Here is a 21,933-nt window from a genome sequence, read left to right on the forward strand (position 1 = left end):
GTGTCGACTTTGGCGTCTGGCGACCGTTGGACCTATTTTACCGATCGATTTCATTACTCCAGTAAGAGATCAGACCTTTTTCTTTTCTTTATATCCCGGGCCCCGCACTACACGCCCCGGTTTGGCGCCGGTATGCTCACCCTGGTTCAGAACCTGTACCCCGTTCACAAACACGTGCACCATGCCGGTGGCGTATTGCTTCGGTTTTTCAAACGTGGCGTGGTCCTGGATTTTCGCGGCGTCGAAGATCGCCAGGTCGGCAAAATAGCCAGGCTTCAACAGCCCGCGTTTTTTGATCTTCAGGTTGGTGGCCGGCAGGTAGGTCAGACGTCGTATGACGTCTTCCAGCGGCGCAAGCTTTTCGTCGCGCACATAACGTCCCAGCACACGTGCAAAAGTTCCGTACGTGCGCGGGTGCGTACCTTCTTCCAAATTCTGCGGACTGATGGCTTCCGAGCCCGCGTCGGAACCAAAGCTTACATAGGGTAACCGAATAATGCGGCGAATGTTCTCTTCTGACTGCAAATAATAGATTGCCTCGATCCGCGATTTATCACGCACGATCAGGTCCACGACAGTCTCGTCGGCATTCTTGCCATGCAGGCGAGCGACTTCGTTCAGGCGTTTGCCCTTATACAACCGGTTGAGCGAGTCCAGCCGAAAGCCCATCAGCACGACATTGGCCGGATCAGAGTTTTTATAGGGAATGCCCACCTCCATTTCATACAGCACCTTCTTGCGAATCTCTGGCTTGCGCAAGCGCGCGCGCATTTCTTTCGCGCCACCTTCCTGCACCCAGCTGGGCAGGCGCGAAGTAAGGCCTGTGCCACTCGCGTCATATGGATACATGTTGGCCGTAACCTTCAATCCTGCCTGACGCGCGCTGTCGATCTTGTTCAACAGCGTATCGATCTTATTCCAGTTACGCGCAATGTTGATCTTCATGTGATAAATTTCCGCATGTATAGCCGCCTCGCGTGCAATGCGCAGGGTCTCGTTCAGTGCATTCACAATGAAGTCGCCTTCGCTGCGCATGTGTGTTATATACATGCCCTTGTATCGACCGGCTACACTGGCCAGGGCAATCAATTCTTCGGTAGAAGCATACGTCGCCGGCGGATAAATGAGAGACGTGCCCAGGCCCATGGCGCCTTCTTCCATCGCTTGTTGGACCAATTGTTTCATCTCTTGCAGCTCAGCGTCTGTAGGCTTGCGGGCGGCGTAGCCCATGACATAATTGCGTACGGATGTCTGTCCGACAAACGAAGCGATGTTGGGTGTCACGCCTTTTTTCATCGCCCAATTGAAATATCCACCGAGTGTCGTCCACAAACTATCGGGCGGCGTTTTGCTTTTGCGTTTTATGGGACCTGGCGACCACCCTTCACCAAACACCTCGAGCGTAACACCCTGCTTGATGTCGCTCATCGAGCGGCCGTCTTTCAGCAGGCTTTGGTCGCCCCAGCTTAGCATATTGATAAAGCCCGGTGCAATGGCCAGGCCGGTAATGTTAATTTCCTTCTTGCCCGTGGCATCTTGCAAGTTGCCGACAGCAGCAACGGTGTCGCCTTGTATTGCTACATCGCCTATAAACGACGCGCCGCCGGTGCCATCGTAGATAGTGCCTTGCCGTAGAATGAGGTCGTACTGCTTCTTAGGTCGGGGTACACAGGCTAAAGCCACTAAAACGGCAGCTGTGACCCAAATAAAATAACGCATGAGGGTAAATGTAAAAAGTGTACGATGATAGCAAGGATTGCCGAGAAAAGAAACGCGATGTAAGAAACACCTGTGATCTGCGTCAGCTGATCTCGCCCAGGCGTAAGAATATGGGAAAGCGTACCGTTTTGGTGTCATTTTCGGACCAATACGCGCGCAATCGTCCACACAACTCAGGCACCGGGTTGATGCCCGTCGCCCGGGTGTATTTCTGCGTGGCGGACCAGCTTTCCAAATAGCCTGCCAGGTGGTCGAGCGTCCACACCACATCGATGTGGAATCCAGGCGACGGTATTTCGGGGAAGGGGAATGGAATAGTGAGGTAGCGTTCTTCCACCAGCCTGCGCGCATCGTCCCAATATGGACCGACAATGCGGCTATAAAAATCAGTGATGATTTCGTCAACGAAGGGTTCGATGCGTAGCGAGGCATATCCCCACACGGCCAGTAGCCCACCGGGTGCACCGGTGCGTCGTACCTCTTGATAAAACGCATGGGTATCAAACCAATGCAGGGCTTGCGCCACCGTAATGAGGTCAAACCGTCCATCGGCAAAGCCGCTCTTTTCCGCCGGCGCAACGGAGTAGGTAATGTTGTCGGCGCGGTAGGCGTTGTCGAGTTGTTGCTGACTGATGTCGGTGGCGTCTACGTGCTGAAAGTGTTGGGCCAGGTGTCGTGCAACCTGTCCGTTGCCCGTGGCACAGTCCCATGCGCGACGGCGCTGGGGCAGGTGGCGGAAAATAAAATCATACAGGGCGACCGGGTACGCCGGTCGGAAGGCCGCATATACTTTGGCGTGTCCTGAGAAGTAGTCTTTGTGTTCCATCGCCATACGTGTTATCCGTTACAAATGCCCCCCACAAAACAGGATGGGCCTTTGTAGCGGATAACGGCGAAGTATGGTCTAAAGTTTAACGCTAAGCGACAACTCGTTCAATTGTTCCTGTGAAATGGTGGAGGGGGAGTCGATCATCACATCCTTGCCAGCGTTGTTTTTTGGGAACGCAATAAAGTCGCGGATCGAATCGGCACCGCCGAAGATCGAGCACAAGCGGTCGAAACCAAAGGCAATACCGCCGTGTGGCGGCGCACCGTACTCAAAAGCCTCCATCAGGAAGCCGAATTGCTTACGCGCTTCTTCTTCGCTAAAGCCCAGGTGGCTGAACATCAGTTTTTGTGTGGCCGCATCGTGTATACGGATCGAGCCACCGCCCACTTCCGTACCGTTGATCACCATGTCGTACGCATTCGCACGTACTTTGCCGGGATTGGTATCCAGTAACGCCATGTCTTCTGGTTTCGGCGACGTGAACGGGTGGTGCATGGCGTGGTAACGTTTGGCCTCGTCGTTCCACTCCAGCAGCGGGAAATCAATTACCCACAGTGCCGAGAACTTATTCTTGTCGCGCAGGCCCAGGCGCTCGCCTATCAGCAGGCGGAGCTCGTTCAGCTGCTTGCGCGTAACGTCGGTTTCGCCGGCCATGAGCAGGATCAGGTCCCCTGGTTGTGCGCCAACTTTATCTGCCCACACCTTCAGGTCGTCTGCGCTGTAGAATTTATCCACAGAAGACTTCAGGCTGCCATCGCTTTTGTATTGTACATATACCAGGCCTTTCGCTCCGATCTGTGGGCGTTTTACATATTCGGTAAGCTCGTCGATTTGTTTGCGGGTATACTCCGCGCAGCCTTTCGCGCAGATCCCGACAACCAACTCGGCGCTTTCAAAGACTGGGAAGCTTTTGCCTTTCGTCAGCTCGGTGATCTCTACAAACTTCATGTCGAAGCGTGTATCGGGCTTGTCAGAACCATAGAGCTTCATGGCGTCGTCATAAAACATGCGCGGCACCGACGGCAGGTCAATGCCCTTCACGTTCTTGAACAAGTGACGCACCAGGCCTTCGAATGTATTGAGAATATCTTCTTGCGTGATGAACGACATCTCGCAGTCGATCTGGGTAAACTCCGGTTGACGGTCTGCGCGCAAGTCTTCATCGCGGAAGCACTTAACAATTTGATAATACCGATCAAAGCCTGATACCATCAGCAACTGCTTAAACGTCTGCGGTGACTGCGGCAGTGCATAGAACTCGCCGCCGTGTACACGCGAAGGCACAACAAAGTCGCGCGCACCTTCGGGAGTAGATTTGATCAGCACCGGCGTTTCCACTTCGATGAAGTTCTGGGCGTCGAGGTAGGTGCGGGTCTGCTGGGCCATCTTGTGACGCAGTTGCAGCTTCTCGCGAACGATGTTCCTGCGCAGGTCCAGGTAACGGTACTTCATGCGCAGCTCGTCGCCGCCATCGGTTTCATCTTCGATGGTGAAAGGCGGCAGTTTGGCTGCGTTCAGCACGGTAATTTTGCTTGCCTTTATCTCAATATCACCTGTAGGAATTTTGTCGTTTTTGGCAGGACGCTCCACGACAGTGCCTTCTACCAGTATTACATATTCACGGCCCAGGTTACGGCTGCTGGTCAACAGGGCAGGGTCTGTCTTGCCCTCTTCAAAAATCAGCTGTGTAATGCCATAACGGTCGCGTAGATCGATCCAAAGCACACTGCCTTTGTCGCGCAGGCGCTGTACCCAGCCTGTCAGGGTTACTTGCTTATTGACGTCAGTAATTCTCAATTCGCCGCAAGTGTGGGTTCGTAACATGTGAGTTTTAATTAATTTAGCCGCGAATTTAACAATACTTTGTCTCTCACCGCGCTATGCTAAAAATTAAAAGTACACTCTTTAAGGGGTTGATGCTGTTGGTGTTGACTTGTCTGGCCGCCGACAAGCCCAAGCTCATGAAAATGAAGGTGAACGACCAGATCACCGTCTCGATACCGCGCGACTGGCATCCTATGGATGCCATGGATTTCACGCAGCGCTATCCCTCGGTGCGCGCACCATTGGCGGCCTATACCGACGCAGACCGTCAGATCGACTTCAGCGTGAACATCTCGGCCACGCAGTGGCCCGATACCAATCACGAGATTGCCATGCAATTTTTTAAAGCCAGCCTCCGGAACATGTTCGACCAGGTCACCTTTCTGCAAGAAGGTGTGCGTGAGGTAAATAAAAAGAAGTTTATTTATTTCGAGATCGAGTCGCGCATGAATGGCAACCAGCGCCAGGAAGGACAACGCGATGCCATCGGCAAGTATACCTACATACAATATTACCTCGAGCCGGGACGCACGTTGGTATTCTCCTTCAACGCTCCCCGACGCATGAAAGACGATTGGAAGGAAACCGCCGACGATATGATGAAGCGCATCAAGATCAAATAGCCCGTAGCCATGGATCTGTACTCAGACGAATACTTCATGCGCGAGGCGCTCAAAGAAGCCGCCAAAGCCTTTGCCATAGACGAAGTGCCGGTAGGGGCCGTGGTGGTTTGTAAGAACCGCATTATTGCCCGCGCCCACAACCAGACAGAAAAACTGACTGACGCCACCGCCCATGCGGAGATGCTGGCCGTCACGTCTGCCGCCAACTACCTGGGGTCGAAATACCTATCCGAATGTACGTTATATGTCACCCTCGAACCCTGCGTGATGTGTGCGGGCGCGCTGCACTGGGTGCAGTTACAAAAGCTCGTATTTGGCGCATCGGACCTGCAGCGGGGTTATAGCCTGGTGTCCAGTCCATTGCTGCACCCCAAAACCGAGGTCGTGCGGGGCATACAGGCAGACGAAAGCAAAAAACTGATCGAGGATTTCTTCCGGCGTATACGAAATTAGCCGGTTATCTATACTTTTGGGGTCCCTGACAAAAAACAACCGCGAAAATCAATAAACAATGGAAATAAAAGGAACAGTTATCCAACTGCTGCAGATGCAAACCGGCATGGGGAAAAAAGGCCCCTGGAAGAAACAAGAATTTATAATCGAGACCCAGGCACAATACCCCAAGAAAGTATGCCTCTCGGCATGGGGTGACAAGGTAGATCAATATAAGCTCGCAGTCGGTGACGTGGTAAATGTATCGGTAGACCTCGAGAGCCGCGAATATAACGGTCGTTGGTACACCGAGGCGCGCGCGTGGAAATTGGATAAGGTTGGCGCGGGCAGCAGCCAAGGCGCACGTGGTAATGACTTCCCCCCTCCGGGCGATGAGCCGTTTGCGAGCGACAGCCAGGCGTCAGACGACCTGCCGTTCTAACCCAACGCAAAATAAATTTTATAAAATCATCACGGCCTTGAAATTTTCTTCGGTCGCGCCGGGTTGTATATTTGACATCCCCTGCGGGTCCATTGTTTTGGATACCACGGGAACTAGATTATGTTCAACCTCATAAAATAACAAACAACTATGGCTTTTACATTGCCTGCGCTGCCGTATGCAGCTACTGCACTTGAACCACACATCGATGCCAAAACCATGGAGATTCACCATGGTAAGCATCATAACGCGTATGTTACAAACCTGAACACAGCGATTGCCGGCACCGACGCCGAGAAGCTGAGCCTGGAGGAGATCAATAAGAACATTTCCAAGTATCCTGCTGCTGTTCGTAACAACGGCGGAGGCCACTTTAACCACAGCCTGTTCTGGACAATCCTCGGCCCCAACGCCGGCGGTGCTCCAACCGGTGCGTTGGCTGAGGCGATCAATGCTGCCTTTGGTAGCTTTGATGAGTTCAAAACAAAATTTGCCGCAGCGGCTACAGGTCGCTTTGGTTCAGGCTGGGCCTGGTTGATCGTGGATGGCAGCAAGAAGCTGCAGATCACCTCAACACCCAACCAGGACAACCCGCTGATGGATGTTGCCGAAGTTAAAGGCACACCCATTCTCGGTCTCGACGTTTGGGAACATGCCTATTACCTTCACTACCAAAACCGTCGCCCCGACTATATCGCGGCGTTCTGGAACGTAGTGAACTGGGCGGAAGTAACAAAACGCTTTGACGCGGCCAAGTAATAACGACTGTTATTTACAGGTATAAAATGGGCCTCTGCCAAACCGGCGGGGGCTTTTTTTTTAACGTCTTGTAACAAATGTTGCAACGCAGATTTGCCAGGGAACGACCTTTACCATTCGTCGACAAAGACAGTATCCCATCAGTTAGAATAACGCATGTAATATTGCACGCGGGATAAGCGGATTTTTTAGACGTTAGAACGACAAATAGGCCAAATTACCCTCCCTTCAAGGCTTTTAACGAACGCTCCACCGTTGTTTATCAATACTTACCAGCCGAAAATACTACGATTTTGCAAGGAGCGATCTCGTTTTATACAGCCGATGCAACAGTCTGACATACCGATACTATAAATCGAACGGCCGATTCATACAACTATTCGCACGATTTAGTTCCTGCCCGTATACTTGTCGTAAAATATAAACCGACTTATGAATAAACCTTTTCTAAAATTTACTGCGTTCTTTCTGGCCGGAGCGATGTTAGTAGCTTGCGGTAGCGATGATGACGCTGCTAAGGGCAATGATGATACCGGCGCGGAATTCCCCACGGAGTTTTCCGACCTGACTGTTGAAGAAAACAAATCAAACCTCCAGGATAACGGTATCGAGTTTACCAATAGCGTAGAGACCTTGAAGAACTCTTCGGGTATCGAGACAAGCATTGCTTTCTCGGGCTTTGCAGAAGACGGCGACCTGTCAGTAGGCGGCCGTAAATCTGCTCTTCCAATCTTTGATCTGGTAAACAACCTGCGCAACTTTGCTCAAAACGACCAGTCTGTAGACAAGACCCTGGGAACTCTTCGTACCAGTGCAGAGGTTGAATCGATCCAGGCTGAACTCGACAATGCCGCCGGTACCTATACGTACAACGGCCAGGGCTGGGACTATGTAGCCGCCGCTTCGGGCAAGATCGTGTTCAAATTCCCCTCGAAGGACAACGGAACAACCAACAACGCCGAATACACTCTCTACGGATATACCGGTGTTAACGTAACCAACAGCGCTGTTAACGGAGAAGGCTATACAGGCGAATATCCTACAGGCCTGAAAATCGACCTGACCATCGATGGTCAGAAAAAACTGGAGTACTCATTTGCGGCAGCCTACAACAGCAAAGGCGAGCCTACATCACTGACAATTGCGGTGAAAGTGGACGCTTTTGTGCTGGCGTACGAAGTAAGCAACGATGCTTCGAAAGCATCGGTACGCTACTCGCTGAAGGAAAACGATAAGAACCTCTATGTTCTGGGTGCTGATGCCGAAGGTAATTTTGATACCAGTAACATCGAGAACTCTAGCGGCGGTGATGACGTAGTGAACAAAGGAACGATCTACTTCCAGCTGTTAAATATCAAGTTCTCAGGCGAGATCGATGTAAAAAATCTGATGACTGCGATCAGCGCAATTCCCGAACAAGACGAGTTTGAAGAAGAAAAAGCGGAAGCGGCTGCTTACAACGCAAACAGCACAATGGTGATCTTCTACGCCGACTCAAAGAAGAAAATTGCGGAAGGGGAAGTTGTAGCGGTTACAAAAACAGAGACCTATACGTATTATGACTGCGAATGGAACGACGAAATCCAGGATTACATTTGCGGGTATAAAGAATACACAGAGGAGCGCACTACAAAAGACCTCCAACTTGTATTTGCTGACGAATCCAGAATGTCACTTGAGACGTACATAGAAAGCGGTTTCGGACAGCTGACCGACAAGCTCGAAGAACTCGTTGGAGAAGAATAAATTTTTCTAACACCTGAGTTGATTTTTGTACAGGAAGGCTGCCCGAAAGGCAGCCTTTTCTGTTTAGACCCTACCGGATAATCGTTCTGTAATAAGTCGAGCCGTACCCGCCCCAAACACCCAACACATTATCGCCCGTGATATTCGAGAGGATGTCATTTCCGGAGGAAGCAAACGGATTACCCACTACGTAAAGCTCTCGCTCCAACGTTCGCCAGAAATCAAAATGACTGCGGTCAATCGAACAGGCTTTGATAAAAACTGTGTCACCGCGCGAAAAGTAAAGATCGTCCACAATGTTGGTAAAATCGTCCGGCCCGCGTAAAATGGTGAATGTAAACTGCTTGCCGTTAAAATACTGGTCGCCCACCGCAGACTGATACATCGGGATATACCGGTCGTCAGTCGTTTGTCGTTGTGTAAACACGCGGTAATAGTTGGCCACGTCGGGCGGGTCCGATAATCGTCCGTAGAGATACCCCAGCGAATCCTTGCCCGGCGTCAGCTCAAACCAGAGTGAGTCAAGACTCGGTGGTGTGGGTATCGTAGTTGTCGCGGTGTAGCGTTTGCCCTTCAGGTCGATGGTCAACGTATAGGTCTTGCCTACCTCTCCGCGCATCGTATTTGCCTCATACACATACGGCGGGAAGAACCCCCGGTTGGGCTGTAATGTTAAAATTTCCTGGTGTTCTCCATCGCTTACGGTCACCTTCGCCGTCGTTTCCATCAGCTTTCGGATAGAGGCGGAGTCGATATTGTCAAAGTATGACGCACTATGACTAAGCACTACCCGGGGTGGTTGTCTATTTTCAATGGAGCCGTCTACGACCAGTTTAGGTGTATAGTCCAGCTCGTCGAGATCAGTCTCCGGCGTACACCCGTCCAGCAGGCCGAGGGCGGGCAGCGCGAAGAGCAGAAGAACATAGCAATGCTTCATATGCTAAAACTTTAAACGGTATGTAACAGCCGGAATGACCGGAAACAACGATACCTGCTTGATGCTGGTGCTGAGCTCATAGTCGTCCAGGTTGCCGGTTGTCTCAAAATAAATATAGTAGGGGTTCCTCCGGTTATAAACATTGTATACCGAGAAGATCCAGCTCGACTCAAACTTGTCGGACTTGTGCACGGTATACGTGGCCGCCAGATCCATGCGGTGGTACGGAGGCATACGGAAAGCGTTGCGCTCGCCATATTCGTTCACCACGTTCTCCTGAACAATATACCGCGCCACCGGCAAGTTCAGCGCGTTGCCTGTGCCGTAAACAAATACGCAGGAAACTGTCCAGCGTGGGCTCACGACATAGTTGGCGAGCACTGACAGGTCGTGCAGCCGATCGTACTTGGCCGTAAAAGAATTGCCTTTGTTGAGAGCGTCAAACTTGCGCGTCGTGTGCGATAGTGTATACGAAATCTGCCCATGCAGCTTGCCGCCGTTCTTTTTAATGGAGAACTCGCTGCCGTATGATAGCCCTGTGCCAAACACAAAGTTGTCGTCGAAATTATACCCCTTGCTATACCCAATGATCACTCCCTCGCGGTACTCCAACTGCTGCTGCATGGTTTTGTAATACAGCACTACCGAAGTCTCGAACATGTTGTCGCGAAAGTTCCGGAAATACCCCGCCGAAAACTGATCTGCCGACTGTGGCCGAATGGTGGAGGAGCTGGGCACCCAGATGTCGAGTGGCAGCGATACCGACGACAAGGGGGCCTGGTGCAAATACTGGTAGGTCTTGTCGTATGAGAGTTTAACAGACGAAGACGAAGAGAGGCTATACCGCAGGGCCAGGCGGGGTTCCAGGTTGCCGTACTGCTTGATTGTTTTGCCGCGGCTGTAGTGGAGGGTGTCGAGTACTTGCATATTCTCGTCTTCCACATACCTGTCAAAGGGTCCCAATTGCCGGTACCCCGACAGTCGCAGGCCAGCGTTCACTTCAAGCTTATCGGAAAACCTGATCTTGTCGTTGATAAACAACGCGGCCTCTTCCCCCTGCAGCTTGATACGCGGGCTGATGCTCAGCTCCACGTCTTCGCTGTACGCGTAGATATTGTTCGGGCGCAGCATATGGTGTGTATACGTCAGGCCCCACGCCAGGGTATGCTTTTTGTGCTGCTGGTTAACCTGATACGTAAATCCCCAATCGCGGATATCCGACTTGATGTTAAACGCATAGGTGGTGATTGCAGCGCCGAAGGACATGTCATAAAGCGACGTGTTGACCATCAGCTCTGAATATAGGTTGTCGTTGTAGGTGTGCAACCACGAGAGCGAGGCCGTCGTGTTGCGCCAGTCGATCGTATTCTTGAATGTACTGCTGGTGTTATACCGAAAGTCATCCTGCCCGGTATACGCGCGCAGGCGCAGGTGGTCGCTGGGGCCGAGTGAATAGTCGAAGTTTACGTTGAGGTCGTAGAAATAATAATTGATGTCTTGCTTCAACGCACCCAACCGGCGCAGGCTGCTGGCAAAGAGGTCGACATAGGTACGCCGCGCGGCGATCATAAACGATGCCTTTTTCTTTTTCCCGATGGGGCCTTCTAACAGCAGGCCCGTGGCAATGAGCCCGACGCTTCCTTCTCCCTTGAGCTTGTCCGGGCTGCCCTGGCGTGTAGTGATGTTCGTAATAGACGACAGACGCCCGCCGTAGTAGGAGGGGATTCCGCCCTTATAGAGATCAATGCTCTCGATCGTGCCGCCGTTGAAGATCGAGAAGAAACCGAACAAGTGACTGGGGTTATATACCGTCGTGCGGTCGAGCTGCATCAGGTTCTGGTCTACTGCACCCCCGCGTACATAGAAACCCGTGCTCCCCTCGCCGGACGTTTGTATACCCGGCATCAGTTGAATGATACGGATAGGGTCAAGCTCGCCGAGCAAATAGGGTAGGCTTTCAAGGTCTTTTTTTCGCAGTGTGACAAGCCCTGTTTCCGTTTGCGTCACCTGTTCGTCACTGGGCCGGGCCGATACTGTTACCGCCTCCATCGTCGTCGCGGCAGCTTTCAGGCGCATGGTATAAGTATGCGCATGGGTAATGTTCAGTTGCACCGAGTCGCGGTCGTAGCCAATAAACGAGAACGAAACATAGTAAGTACCAGCAGGGACGTCAAGCTCGTATTGTCCGCGTTCTCCCGCGGTGGTAGCCTTGCCCAGCCGGTATATCCGCACCGTGGCGCCGGGCAGGGCGCTGCCTGCTTCGTCATAGACAAATCCGCTCAGGCGGGCAGACGTTGTCTGCGCGCGCACCGATGGCGTGGCGAGCAAAAAAAGCAGCAAAAGAAACGTTCGGTTCAAGATCGTATAAGATGCTAATGGTGACATTAAAGTTAGCGGTTTCCCGCAACGGGTACTAACTCCGCCGACGTATGATGTATTGAATGCCGGCGCGAATCGCGAAGTCGCCCTGAAAATAGAAATCTCCCATGGCCTCGAACTTCACCCGGTCGTTGATGGGTTTGGCCCACCCGGCGCCGAGCGACAGGTCGTTCTCGCCAATGAGGCCCCGAAACCGTACAAACGCTTCCTCCACCGGAAACCAACGGCCCCCTACAGCAAAGCTCACCCCCTGGTTCGTCCAGATTTCAAACCCCGCCGAGCCCGTAAACTGCCGTGTCACAAAGTAATTACACTCCAGGCTCACCTGGGCCTTCTCCAAAAACTTGTTGTTGTCGGTCTTGATCAGGTCAACGGCGCCACCCGCCATAAAGTCACGGGCAATCTGGGCGGAGGCTGAAAAAGTGAAGAACGAGAGGGTAAAGACTAAGGCTACAAATCGAAGGCTCATGATACAAAAAAAGTGTCCAAAGATACGGAAAGTTCGTGGTCTATAGCCCATGATTCCTTGCTGTGCAACGCCCGGCAGGGGTGGCTGGCGAGTCTTTTTGTAATGACTCCGGGTAATCTGTATGTTTGTCCAACCTATGCAGGAGGCAGTAAAACATGAGCCAAAATCTTGTCCGCGATGCCGGGCAACGTTTGAGTGCAAAGTCGGATCGATCCTGCTTTGCCAGTGCAGTGCCGTGAAAGTAAATGATGAAGAGCGGGCGTACTTCCGTCAGGAGTATACGGATTGTTTGTGTGCCGCATGCATGGAAGAATTAAAAAAAGAGTATCATGCGGGGCAATTTAGAAGAAAGCTTAAGAAAATAGTTGGCATGTTTTACAAGGCCGACAACTAAGCCACAACTGCACAGTCCATTGGTGAAGAAGCGAAAAAAGAAACAGCCGCCCAAGATGTTTCCCCTGCTTTGCTGGGATATTGCAGCGCAGGGCATGCAAAAGCTTTATACGAACCAGGAGGTCCGCATGCTGACAATGCTGGCTACGAAGTTTGACTGGACGATCGACATTCCTCAGCTCTTACAAAAACCGCACGAGGCCATTGTGGTGACGGATCTGCAACAGCGCATCCATTGGGTCAGTCCAGGTTTCTTATCCATGACCGGCTACACGCCCACCTTCGCCAAAAACAAACGTCCTGCCTTCTTACAAGGACCGAACACCAGTACCGCCACCCGCGCCGCCATCCGGCAGGCCGTATCCGCGCGAAAACCTATACAGGCGGCCCTTATGAACTATCGCAAGGATGGTACCGAGTACCTTTGCGAAGTAGACATCCTGCCCGTCAGCACATCTAAAAATATTGTTACACATTTTATCGCGTTCGAACGCGAAGTGCCGCTGCCTTTCGAGTAGCGGGGGAAATGTTATTTCCCTTCCAGCCGGTCTTGCAGATACCGCAGGTGATATACTGTCATGGCGTCCTTGGTACGTGTCAAAGCTTTTTTGACAAGAATCAAGACCTCGCTCTTTTTGTTGCGGATCACCACGTCGGCATCGTATATATCGCGTGAGTTCTTACTGAGCTCCACCAGCTTGTCGACATAGTAACGCTGCAGGGCACGCCGGTATGGACTGATTGTAGAGAAGGTTGCAAGCTCCGTCCACATCGTGCGGTCCAGGTCGTCCATAAACTCATTCAGCGTATACGCCCGCGTAGGATAGAGGGCCTCTGATTCTGCAAGCTTGGTCAGTGTGTTCTGACTCAGCAGCGTATTGAGTACCATCTCCTGGTTGGCGGTAATGATCTGTGTGGGGCTTTGTCCTGTACGCGCCAGAATAGCCGTGTCGAGCAACCAGGTTGGGGGCGTAAACACGTGCCGTCCGAGAAACGCCATGGCGTCGCGTTGCACAGTGGCGGGTACAATACGATAGATGGGACCAATCTGCTCCGCCGACTTGACCGTTTCGTACGTGCCGCCGACATAGCGGAGCACGTGGTTGATATAGTATGTAAACTGCCCCGTCAGGCCGCCGTATAGCTGCGACAGATTCTTATACCCTTCGTTGGGCTGATAGGTCCACGCCACCAGTCGGGGCACAATACGCTTTAGATTCTTAATGCCAAGCTCGCCCGCCAGCATAGCATTGTCCCCCAGATCTTCGGTTTGCACCCGCGGGTCGTCTGTAGAGAATTCCGACGCAAACCACATCTGGGGTTGCTTCATTTGTTCAATGATCCGGCCGTTGAGAAAAGGAATTTCCCGTTCGGATGTAGAGATGTCGGGAAAGAGTCGATAGCCATATTCAATCGCCCAGTGGTCGTACTCACCAATGCGGGCAATGAGCCCCGCCTCGGTCACGCTGTCTTCGGGCTGTGCTACATAGTTAAAACGCGAGTAGTCCATGATAGAAGGTGTGTGGCCATTTACTTCCAACCACTTCCGGTCGCGCAACCTGGCCACCGGTACGGTAGAGCTGGCGCCGAAATTGTGGGTAAGCCCCAACGAGTGACCCACTTCGTGCGAGGCCACCGAGCGGATCAATTGCCCCATCAGTGCATCGTCAAAGTTCATTTTCTGTGCGCGCTTGTCGGTCGTGCCGCATTGTATCATATACCAGTCATGCAGAATAGACATCAGGTTGTGATACCAGTTGATGTGGCTTTCCAGGATCTCCCCGCTGCGCGGATCGGTAATGATCGGCCCCGCCGCGTTGGCAAACGACGAAGGTTTATAGACAATGGCCGAATGCCGCGCGTCTTCGAGACTCCAATTCGGAATAGCTTCCGCGCTCGGTGCTTCTTTCGCCTGGATCGCATTCTTAAATCCCGCGCGCTCAAAAGCAGGCTGCCAGTCTTCCACACCCTGGATCAAATAAGGCACCCACTTCTTCGGCGTGGCGGGGTCGATGTAGTATATAATGGGCTTTTGAGGTTCCACCAGCTCGCCGCGTTTGTATCGTTCCACATCCTCGGGTTTGGGTTCTAAACGCCAACGCTTAATGTAGTTCACTATCTTGACACCCTGTGGGTTGGCGTCGTAATCGGTATAACGTTCCGTGAAATAACCAACGCGTTTATCCGCGAAGCGCTTGCGCATGGGCTTCTTCGGCAGCAGTACAATAGAGGTATTGAGCTCGAGCGTAAAGGTGGCGTCACCGGAAGACTGACTATACGTCTTGATCGTACGAATCTCGACGTTCATCGGGAAAGCATTCACCGACTTGATATAGGACATGTTCGAAAGCACGTCGCCGATCTTCATCATCCGCCGGGAAGCAGCGTTAAAAAAGAAAATATCGTTATTGCCACTCAGGTACTCCGTGATATCGATCAGGCTGCCCTTGCCACTGGGTGTATATGCGCCGATACCAAAGGCGGCCGTCAGCGGTTGCAGGTTCGAGCGTACCACTGCATTGTACATGGACGTACTGCTATCGCCGGCATTGTCTTCATAGGTAATGCGGCGCAGGAACAGCTTATGATTAGGACCTTTCTCAAAACGTATAATAAGCGAGTTGATCTGGTCGCCCGCATAACCGGTATATTCCGGGCGAATGCCGGCGGCACCTTGCGCAATGCGGCTTACGATCAGCAAGTCCCGACCGAGCAGGCTATCGGGTATTTCAAAATAATATTTATCCTCCAGCTTGTGCACGCTGAATAATCCTTTGCGGGTGATAGTGCCCGGCTTGACAATGCTGTAATAGCTTGAGCTACGCGGTGCCATAGACTGCGAATTACCCGCCGGTACGGACGCAGACGTGAGCTGCTCCAGCGAGTCCCGCTTCGATGTATCCTGCAGAACCCTGGGTGACGGCAGCGACGTGGGCGTCAATGTGGGCGGAGGTGTTTGGGTGGTATCCTGCGCGTAGGCCTGCGGACACAGATCAATACAGCAGACGGCAACCACTAGCAATACAATACTTCTCATGCGCTGTTTTTTCTGATGGGTGATAAATACTTAACTGAAAAATGGTTCCAGTTATTTCTAAATAAGATAACCGTTTTCTCGCGGAGGAGTTCCGTCAATTAGTCTACTTTTCATACATCTGACGAAAACAGCTCACACTCGTCGAGACAGTGGTGCAGCCGAACGCCATATTATACCGTGGAACACGATAGGTGTGGAAGATAGCGGTCACTTAGGGGAAAAACGCCGGTTCATCCGGCGGGTGGGGAAACCGGTGTGGTGGCATGCTTTTGTTACACTTACCAGCAGTAGTAACAACAATATCTCCTACTCATAAAATAAAAGATGCTATGAAAACTTTCATGATTACACTCGTTGCTGTGGCGGCCCTGGGCCTGGCCTCGGCACAAGCACAGGTGACAGATACCACACGTGTTAAACAAACAGATCCAACCTACAATCCACCCACGCAGCCTGGCAACCAGTACAACCAGCGCGACTACCTGCAGATTCGTTCAAACGAAGCACCGTCTTCACTCCGCAACACGCTTAAAGGTAGCGACTATAGTGGCTGGGAAAACGGCATGCTGTATCGCAACCGTACAGACAACGGCTACATGCTGCGCATGGGCGAAGGTGCTGACACCCGCAGCTTCTACTTTGATAAGAGCGGTACAAAAATAGCCCCACCTGCAGGCGCACAGATGCAGAGCCCGAGCCCTGAGTCTCAACGTACAGAGCCGTCGACACAACCTCAATACCAACAACAACCCAGCGCGAATCCGCAACCCAATGCTAACCCGCAGCCTAATACGAAACCGCAGCCTAAAAAATAGCGAGTATACATAAGAGCACACAGCAAAGCACCCATGTTGCCCTGATGGCAGCATGGGTGCTTTCATTTTATGTTAATAGCCTCTGACGGTCAAATAAAAGTTGTAATCTGTCATGGGCGCATCCGTAAATCCGAGGTTCCTTCCAATTGTAATAACTTGTCCGCGATGATACACGCTGTGCGTCATAGCATGGTGCAAAAATTCCGCACGGCTACGAATGCCATTTGCCCATGGTGAGGTGAACTCTACCAATTCTGTAATCTTGTCATCCGACAACCCTTCTATATATTCCCGCACTTCGCTCGAAAACGCCACAATCCCCTGGAGAATATCCTCCAGTGTACCGTCAAAACGCTCCCAGGTATATGACTTCGGCGCTGGCCTTTGTTGCAATACCGACAGCCAAAAGCGTTCAGTATCCCAAATATGCAACAGCGTCAATTTAATGCTTGGATAGCTCGAAGGTACCGTTTGTTCCAGCAAATCGGTTGACTTCGTACGAAGCCACGAGACCAGTGTTTCGTGCGCCCACTCGTTATAGCGGGCATAATCCTTCACAAGTGTGGAAAGTGTAAAGATGGCGGGTTTTTCTGTTGCCATGTTAATATTGTTTCGGGGTTTGGTTCGGGCCACTACTGACCCTTCCACTGATTATTCTTCCGATTCACATCCGGCATCTTCACGGCCGGATCCAACGTCACACTTGTCAACTTGCTCGTGGATTTGTAGACAAACTTCCAGGTGCTACCATGCTGCCAAATCTCCACGGGCAGTTTCACCTGGCTGGTCTTACCATTGCTCTCCACGATTTCCGCCGTCACCGGCATGGGCATCTTCTGCTGGTTTGCGACAGTAATGATCGCCCCCTTCGAGGGGTCATTATCGACATAGTCCACACGGGTCACCGCCTGGTCGATCTTCCAGTCATACATATACCATCCACGCCAGAACCAGTCCAATGTCTCACCGGTGTAATTCTCGATGCAGTGGAAGAAGTCCCAGGGGGTAGGATGTTTAAACGCCCACTGGTGCGTATAATAACGCATCGCGCTATCAAAACGCTCAGAACCCAATACCTGCGTGCGCAACAACGTCAGACCGAGGCCCGGCTTGAGGTACGCCACACCACCCAGGTTACGACCCGCTACCACGTCCGGTATATTCAAGATTGTTTCCATGCTGTCGTGAAACACATAGTTGGTCTGGAACTGCATGGGAAAAACATTCCTTCTATACTCACCGTTGTTAAACTGCTCGTCTGCCAGCGTGTTGATATAGGTGTTGAAACCTTCGTCCATCCACGCAAACTTGCGCTCGTTGCTGCCGACAATCATTGGGAACCAGTTGTGGCCAAACTCGTGCGAGGTCACGCCCCATAGCTGTCCTTTTACAGCGCGGGCGCCGCAGAACACAATGCCCGGATACTCCATACCGCCCACGACGCCGGCTACGTTCACGGCAACCGGGTAGGAGTACGGGTAAAGATACTTCGAGTAAAATTCGATGGAGTGCTTCACATATTCCGTTGACCGGTTCCAGGCCGTGTCTTGCGCACTCTCTACAGGGTATACTGACATCGCCAGCGACTTCTTGCCTTGTGGCAGGTTGATGCGGGCAGCATCCCATACAAAAGACTTCGAAGCCGCCCATGCTACGTCGCGGGTGGTGGAACACTTAAACTTCCAGGTCAGGCGAGTCTTGCCACTGGGGCGTGTAGCCGGATCCGTTACTTCGGCGGCGGTGCGCAGCGCCACGGTCTTGTCGCTGCCCTGGGCTTGTGCCCAACGTTTCAGTTGTTCGGCGGTCAAAACTTCTTTCGGGTTCAGCAGCTCGCCTGAACCGACGACAATGTGACCCACGGGAGCATCGATGTTATAGGTAATGTCGCCATACTCCAGGTAAAACTCGCCCTGGCCCAGGTAGGGCAGCGTGTTCCAGCCGTTCACGTTGTCGTAAACACACATACGCGGATACCACTGTGCGATCTCATAGATCCAGCCGTTTTGTGTTTGCAGGCGGCCCATACGGTCGGTGCCATATTCCGGAATGGAGAACGAGAAGTTGATCTTAAAGACCTGCTTGCCGCCCTGCGCCTTGATGGGTTTGGCCAGCTTGATCTGCATGCGTGTGTCCTCTACGGTATAATTGGCTTCTGTATCTTTGCCATCTTGTTCCACTTTCACGGCCTGCAGCGTATAGCCACCATCAAAGTTACGGTTAGCCCAGCGGCCGCCGCTTATCGCCGTGGTGGCTACACCCCGCGACTTGGGGTTGTAAATGTTTTGGTCCAGTTGCAGCCATACAAACGACAGCGCCTGTGGGCTATTGTTGGTATACGTGATCGTTACACTGCCGGTAATGCTGTGAATGGCATCGTTCAGCGTGGCGTCTATTTTATAGTCGGCGCGGTTCTGCCAGTACTCGGGGCCGGGCGTGCCGTCGGCCGCACGCACTTTATCACCATAGCTGGGGTAGAAGAAAGGCGCAAAGGCCTGGTGCTGATCGTACGGCGAAGATTGCTGAGCAAATGCCGCCAACGTCGCTGCCAGCAGGCAGCAGAGGAACAATGGGATTTTAATGAGATTCATGTCGTTGCTCGAATAAAGAGTTTGGTTAATGTTGCTGCATAATACTGCAAATACACCGTTTACACCAGTCTTTTTATCTGCTGGCGCGTGCTCACCTGTTTGCTGGCAGGTCTTAGCCTACCGGCAGGCAGGCCCGTTTCGGGGCGAGCGCTTTGCCCTGTATGCGGGTAGTTTCCGACTGCCCATGGCAGCGTCGTAATCTGGGATCCTGCCAATACATCGCCTCCGCCGTCACATCTGTGTCAGGCGTGAGTCTGCGCCTCCAGCGTGGAATAACAGGCTTGTTCGCGGAAACAGGTGTCATAACAACGTTAGCAGAAAAATGAATTACAACGCCTTTTAATTTCGCGAGCAAGTCTTTTACAAAATTTTCCTACGGTTTAAAGGCTAAGATTGATAATTTTATCGTTTGGATGACCCCACCCTCCCAAAGACAAACGCGAACAGCACGGTGAAAGAGTATTCTGAAGAGGATCTGATCAGGCATTTACGTGAAGGGCACGAGCAGGCTTTTAAGGTCATATTCGATACCTATTACAGGCCGCTGACCCTCTTTGCCATGAAGTATACCGGCGGCGATGTCGAGGAGGGAAAAGAGATCGTACAGGAGTTTTTTGTGCGTTTTTGGTCCAAACGCCACGACGTCACTATCCGCTTCTCCCTCAAGACATACCTATACGCGGGCGTGCGCAACGCCTGCCTCAATGTACTCGCATCGTCCAAAGTTGCACAACGCAAACTGCGCGACTACACGGTGCCCGAAGTATCCAGCGATAACGCTCTCGAGCTGATGCTCGTGGCCGAACAAGAAGATTTGCTTATGCAGGCCATCGACCGCCTGCCCGATAAATGCCGGCAGATTTTTTACCTCAGCCGCATGGAAAAACTCTCCAACCAGGCGATCGCTGATCGTCTGCAGCTATCCGTTAAAACCATCGAAGCCCAGATCTCGATTGCACTAAAACGTTTACGGGAAATATTGATATCGCTTTTTCTGATGATCGTTTCGTGGGGCTAAAAAAGAAATAGAAAAATTTTCTGGAGGTCTTTAGGGGGTGCTGCAAAATTTCCTGTCTTGGGTACAGTTTATCGTATTCCTAAGCCTAAGAACTTCTATGCAGCAACTCTACTCTGGCCCGCATACCTGTCGTCCGTGGTATAAAAACATTTTCCGCCTCGCATGGCTCCTGCTTATGATGGCAGGCTCCGCGGCGCATGCGCAGCAAACTTTCTTCGAGGACTTTAATAATCGCGACTATGCTTACTCCTTGCCCCCCGGTTGGACCGTCTGGCAAAATGGGGGCGGTATTGGCGATCCGTCGCCTTCCTGGTTTGTAGACCGGCCGGGTCTGGGCATTAATCAATATGTACTCTCGCCGCAAGAGGCTACTAAAGAAGGCATGGTCGACGAAGACTGGCTGATGTCGCCGCAAATCACACCCGTCGCCGGCGATTACCTGATGTTTAATGCGCGCCGCTCTTACTTTGAGACGGGCGATATGTTTTATGTACGGATCTCGCGTACCGATGCACGTGCGCCGGAGTCTTTTACAGAAATATTGAAGGCCTATACAGAGGCTGAAATGCCGCCATCCGCCGGCGACGAATATAAACTACGCATCGACTTATCAGCGTATGTAGGCGTGCCGATACACATTGCATTTGTGCATACGGCGAACGTTGGGCCCGAAGGTGAGTCTGGCATCTGGCTGATTGACGACGTAGAGGTGCGGCCCATGCAGCGCGTATATATTAAAGATGCTATCCTGCGTCAGGCCACGACACCACCGCAGCCACCCGTCGTACAAGGTCGTGAAGTGATTATCGGTGGCGCGGCGGAGCTGGTCATGGCCGGCGACTATGACGAAGCCCACCTGACGGAGATGACTTTTTCGCTCGATGGCACAACCGATCTTTCGTTTATTAAAGAGATCATTTTCTACCAAACACCCTACGAGCTTGTAACCAATGAAGATTTTATAAATGAATTGGTGCCGCGCTTTGGCTCGATCGAAAATCCCGGGCAAACCTTTACCATCACGGGCGACATGAATATCCCCCTGGGAGGAGACCCGTATATGTATATCCGCTTCAAGGTGGATGAAACACGCCAGCTGACATATCCGTTTCCCGAGTTCGACATTAGCCTTCTCCGTTACGTCGTGAATGGTGTGGAATACACGCCCTCGGTGTCGTCGTATTTTGGAACCATTGATATTGTGCCGCCGGTCGTCCCCAACGATAACTTCGCGGATGCCGCCGAGCTCTCGCAGGTATCCGCCCGCTATGGCACCTCTACGATGATGGCCTCGTATGAAGCCGAATATGACTCCGTGGTATACTGCCATAACTTCGGCCATAGACGGATTCACTCGGTATGGTATTATTTTGTGCCATCCCAGGATGGCATCATCACCGTCGACCTCACCAACTCACGGTTTAATACAATCGCCGCCATTGTCGACGAAAATATGAAACAGCTGGCGTGCAGTGACGACATCAACGATGGCCAGACACGTTCCATCATCGCCGACTTCCCCGTCACGGCCGGCCGCAAGATCTATATCCGCGTAAGCGATCTGGGCAGCGGGGAAGACAATGACAACCAATACGATGGCACCGGTGTTGTGGTCATGGACTTCACGTATGGTCGCCCTGTTGGGACGGAGGAAGAGAAAGCCCTGCTGCAACTGTCGGAACCATTCCCCAATCCTACGTCCCATACAGTATCATTCGACCTGGCGGCCGGCCGACCGGGAACGGTGCAAGTGTATCTGCGCGATCTGCTGGGTCACACGGTGCAGGCGCAGGAATATACCGTCGGGGCCGGCAAACGCCGTGTGTCGCTGGACGTTTCGCAGGCACGGAGTGGTATGTATATACTGCAAGCCGATGGCTACGGCACGAGCGCTACGCGCAAGCTGGTCATAACACATTGATC

At 52.2% G+C, this 21,933-nt stretch carries 19 protein-coding genes; 10 read left to right on the forward strand and 9 right to left on the reverse strand.

Annotated features, from left to right (window positions below):
- Nucleotides 1–69: 69 nt before the first annotated feature.
- The 3 genes from K7P01_RS17280 to aspS all read right to left on the reverse strand — a co-directional run bounded on the left by K7P01_RS17280 (nt 70) and on the right by aspS (nt 4,372).
- Complete coding sequence (locus K7P01_RS17280; protein ID WP_267295255.1) at nt 70–1,719, reverse strand: N-acyl-D-amino-acid deacylase family protein; 1,650 nt, start codon at nt 1,717–1,719, stop codon at nt 70–72.
- An 82-nt stretch (nt 1,720–1,801) separates the two neighbouring features.
- Nucleotides 1,802–2,545, reverse strand: a complete 744-nt coding sequence (locus K7P01_RS17285) for a class I SAM-dependent methyltransferase (RefSeq protein WP_267295256.1) — start codon at nt 2,543–2,545, stop codon at nt 1,802–1,804.
- Nucleotides 2,546–2,623: 78 nt separating this feature from the next.
- Nucleotides 2,624–4,372: an aspartate--tRNA ligase gene (gene aspS, locus K7P01_RS17290; protein ID WP_267295258.1), complete on the reverse strand. Its 1,749-nt coding sequence runs from the start codon at nt 4,370–4,372 to the stop codon at nt 2,624–2,626.
- 56 nt (nt 4,373–4,428) lie between these two features.
- Here aspS and K7P01_RS17295 point away from each other — a divergent pair, with 56 nt between their 5' ends.
- The 5 genes from K7P01_RS17295 to K7P01_RS17315 all read left to right on the forward strand — a co-directional run bounded on the left by K7P01_RS17295 (nt 4,429) and on the right by K7P01_RS17315 (nt 8,374).
- Nucleotides 4,429–4,995 (forward strand): hypothetical protein, encoded by a 567-nt coding sequence (locus K7P01_RS17295; RefSeq protein WP_267295260.1) that lies wholly within the window; start codon nt 4,429–4,431, stop codon nt 4,993–4,995.
- 9 nt (nt 4,996–5,004) lie between these two features.
- Nucleotides 5,005–5,448, forward strand: coding sequence for a nucleoside deaminase (locus tag K7P01_RS17300; protein WP_267295261.1), 444 nt, complete (start codon nt 5,005–5,007; stop codon nt 5,446–5,448).
- Nucleotides 5,449–5,506: 58 nt separating this feature from the next.
- On the forward strand, nt 5,507–5,869 hold the full coding sequence (locus K7P01_RS17305; protein WP_267295263.1) for a DUF3127 domain-containing protein: 363 nt from the start codon (nt 5,507–5,509) through the stop codon (nt 5,867–5,869).
- A 150-nt stretch (nt 5,870–6,019) separates the two neighbouring features.
- The gene (locus tag K7P01_RS17310) at nt 6,020–6,628 is read left to right on the forward strand and encodes a superoxide dismutase (RefSeq protein WP_267295265.1); all 609 of its coding nucleotides are present in this window, start codon (nt 6,020–6,022) and stop codon (nt 6,626–6,628) included.
- 432 nt (nt 6,629–7,060) lie between these two features.
- On the forward strand, nt 7,061–8,374 hold the full coding sequence (locus K7P01_RS17315; RefSeq protein ID WP_267295267.1) for a hypothetical protein: 1,314 nt from the start codon (nt 7,061–7,063) through the stop codon (nt 8,372–8,374).
- A 70-nt stretch (nt 8,375–8,444) separates the two neighbouring features.
- On the opposite strand, the gene K7P01_RS17320 is transcribed toward K7P01_RS17315, so the two are convergent.
- From K7P01_RS17320 to K7P01_RS17330, 3 genes are read right to left on the reverse strand one after another with little or no spacing between them, the layout of a single operon-like run.
- Nucleotides 8,445–9,311: a DUF4249 domain-containing protein gene (locus K7P01_RS17320; protein WP_267295269.1), complete on the reverse strand. Its 867-nt coding sequence runs from the start codon at nt 9,309–9,311 to the stop codon at nt 8,445–8,447.
- Between the two features lie 3 nt (nt 9,312–9,314).
- A complete protein-coding gene (locus K7P01_RS17325) occupies nt 9,315–11,696 on the reverse strand; it encodes a TonB-dependent receptor (RefSeq protein WP_267295271.1) in 2,382 nt (793 codons plus the stop codon).
- Between the two features lie 28 nt (nt 11,697–11,724).
- Complete coding sequence (locus tag K7P01_RS17330; RefSeq protein ID WP_267295272.1) at nt 11,725–12,159, reverse strand: hypothetical protein; 435 nt, start codon at nt 12,157–12,159, stop codon at nt 11,725–11,727.
- A gap of 136 nt (nt 12,160–12,295) precedes the next feature.
- Here K7P01_RS17330 and K7P01_RS17335 point away from each other — a divergent pair, with 136 nt between their 5' ends.
- Complete coding sequence (locus K7P01_RS17335) at nt 12,296–12,553, forward strand: cysteine-rich CWC family protein (RefSeq protein WP_267295274.1); 258 nt, start codon at nt 12,296–12,298, stop codon at nt 12,551–12,553.
- 55 nt (nt 12,554–12,608) lie between these two features.
- A complete protein-coding gene (locus K7P01_RS17340; protein ID WP_267295276.1) occupies nt 12,609–13,070 on the forward strand; it encodes a PAS domain-containing protein in 462 nt (153 codons plus the stop codon).
- 11 nt (nt 13,071–13,081) lie between these two features.
- Here the strand turns inward: K7P01_RS17340 and K7P01_RS17345 are convergent, their stop codons facing one another.
- A complete protein-coding gene (locus K7P01_RS17345) occupies nt 13,082–15,589 on the reverse strand; it encodes a zinc-dependent metalloprotease (RefSeq protein ID WP_267295277.1) in 2,508 nt (835 codons plus the stop codon).
- A gap of 329 nt (nt 15,590–15,918) precedes the next feature.
- Here K7P01_RS17345 and K7P01_RS17350 point away from each other — a divergent pair, with 329 nt between their 5' ends.
- The gene (locus K7P01_RS17350; protein WP_267295279.1) at nt 15,919–16,404 is read left to right on the forward strand and encodes a hypothetical protein; all 486 of its coding nucleotides are present in this window, start codon (nt 15,919–15,921) and stop codon (nt 16,402–16,404) included.
- A 72-nt stretch (nt 16,405–16,476) separates the two neighbouring features.
- Here the strand turns inward: K7P01_RS17350 and K7P01_RS17355 are convergent, their stop codons facing one another.
- A complete protein-coding gene (locus K7P01_RS17355; RefSeq protein ID WP_267295281.1) occupies nt 16,477–17,004 on the reverse strand; it encodes a DinB family protein in 528 nt (175 codons plus the stop codon).
- Between the two features lie 32 nt (nt 17,005–17,036).
- Nucleotides 17,037–18,992, reverse strand: a complete 1,956-nt coding sequence (locus K7P01_RS17360) for a M1 family metallopeptidase (RefSeq protein WP_267295283.1) — start codon at nt 18,990–18,992, stop codon at nt 17,037–17,039.
- Between the two features lie 451 nt (nt 18,993–19,443).
- On the opposite strand from K7P01_RS17360, the gene K7P01_RS17365 reads away from it, so the two are divergent.
- On the forward strand, nt 19,444–20,010 hold the full coding sequence (locus K7P01_RS17365) for an RNA polymerase sigma-70 factor (protein WP_267295285.1): 567 nt from the start codon (nt 19,444–19,446) through the stop codon (nt 20,008–20,010).
- Between the two features lie 97 nt (nt 20,011–20,107).
- Nucleotides 20,108–21,931 carry a T9SS-dependent choice-of-anchor J family protein gene (locus tag K7P01_RS17370; protein ID WP_267295287.1) on the forward strand — a complete coding sequence of 608 codons (1,824 nt, stop codon included), beginning with the start codon at nt 20,108–20,110 and terminating at the stop codon, nt 21,929–21,931.
- Nucleotides 21,932–21,933 lie beyond the last annotated feature (2 nt).

This window comes from Parachryseolinea silvisoli (genome assembly GCF_021190955.1).
GTDB classification, from domain to species: Bacteria; Bacteroidota; Bacteroidia; order Cytophagales; family Cyclobacteriaceae; genus Ohtaekwangia; species Ohtaekwangia silvisoli.

Coding starts and splice junctions, on each gene's coding strand:
- K7P01_RS17280 (WP_267295255.1), bottom strand. CDS start 1,719: ATGCGTTATTTTATTTGGGTCACAGCTGCCGTTTTAGTGGCTTTAGCC.
- K7P01_RS17285 (WP_267295256.1), bottom strand. CDS start 2,545: ATGGAACACAAAGACTACTTCTCAGGACACGCCAAAGTATATGCGGCC.
- aspS (WP_267295258.1), bottom strand. CDS start 4,372: ATGTTACGAACCCACACTTGCGGCGAATTGAGAATTACTGACGTCAAT.
- K7P01_RS17295 (WP_267295260.1), top strand. CDS start 4,429: ATGCTAAAAATTAAAAGTACACTCTTTAAGGGGTTGATGCTGTTGGTG.
- K7P01_RS17300 (WP_267295261.1), top strand. CDS start 5,005: ATGGATCTGTACTCAGACGAATACTTCATGCGCGAGGCGCTCAAAGAA.
- K7P01_RS17305 (WP_267295263.1), top strand. CDS start 5,507: ATGGAAATAAAAGGAACAGTTATCCAACTGCTGCAGATGCAAACCGGC.
- K7P01_RS17310 (WP_267295265.1), top strand. CDS start 6,020: ATGGCTTTTACATTGCCTGCGCTGCCGTATGCAGCTACTGCACTTGAA.
- K7P01_RS17315 (WP_267295267.1), top strand. CDS start 7,061: ATGAATAAACCTTTTCTAAAATTTACTGCGTTCTTTCTGGCCGGAGCG.
- K7P01_RS17320 (WP_267295269.1), bottom strand. CDS start 9,311: ATGAAGCATTGCTATGTTCTTCTGCTCTTCGCGCTGCCCGCCCTCGGC.
- K7P01_RS17325 (WP_267295271.1), bottom strand. CDS start 11,696: ATGTCACCATTAGCATCTTATACGATCTTGAACCGAACGTTTCTTTTG.
- K7P01_RS17330 (WP_267295272.1), bottom strand. CDS start 12,159: ATGAGCCTTCGATTTGTAGCCTTAGTCTTTACCCTCTCGTTCTTCACT.
- K7P01_RS17335 (WP_267295274.1), top strand. CDS start 12,296: ATGCAGGAGGCAGTAAAACATGAGCCAAAATCTTGTCCGCGATGCCGG.
- K7P01_RS17340 (WP_267295276.1), top strand. CDS start 12,609: ATGTTTCCCCTGCTTTGCTGGGATATTGCAGCGCAGGGCATGCAAAAG.
- K7P01_RS17345 (WP_267295277.1), bottom strand. CDS start 15,589: ATGAGAAGTATTGTATTGCTAGTGGTTGCCGTCTGCTGTATTGATCTG.
- K7P01_RS17350 (WP_267295279.1), top strand. CDS start 15,919: ATGAAAACTTTCATGATTACACTCGTTGCTGTGGCGGCCCTGGGCCTG.
- K7P01_RS17355 (WP_267295281.1), bottom strand. CDS start 17,004: ATGGCAACAGAAAAACCCGCCATCTTTACACTTTCCACACTTGTGAAG.
- K7P01_RS17360 (WP_267295283.1), bottom strand. CDS start 18,992: ATGAATCTCATTAAAATCCCATTGTTCCTCTGCTGCCTGCTGGCAGCG.
- K7P01_RS17370 (WP_267295287.1), top strand. CDS start 20,108: ATGCAGCAACTCTACTCTGGCCCGCATACCTGTCGTCCGTGGTATAAA.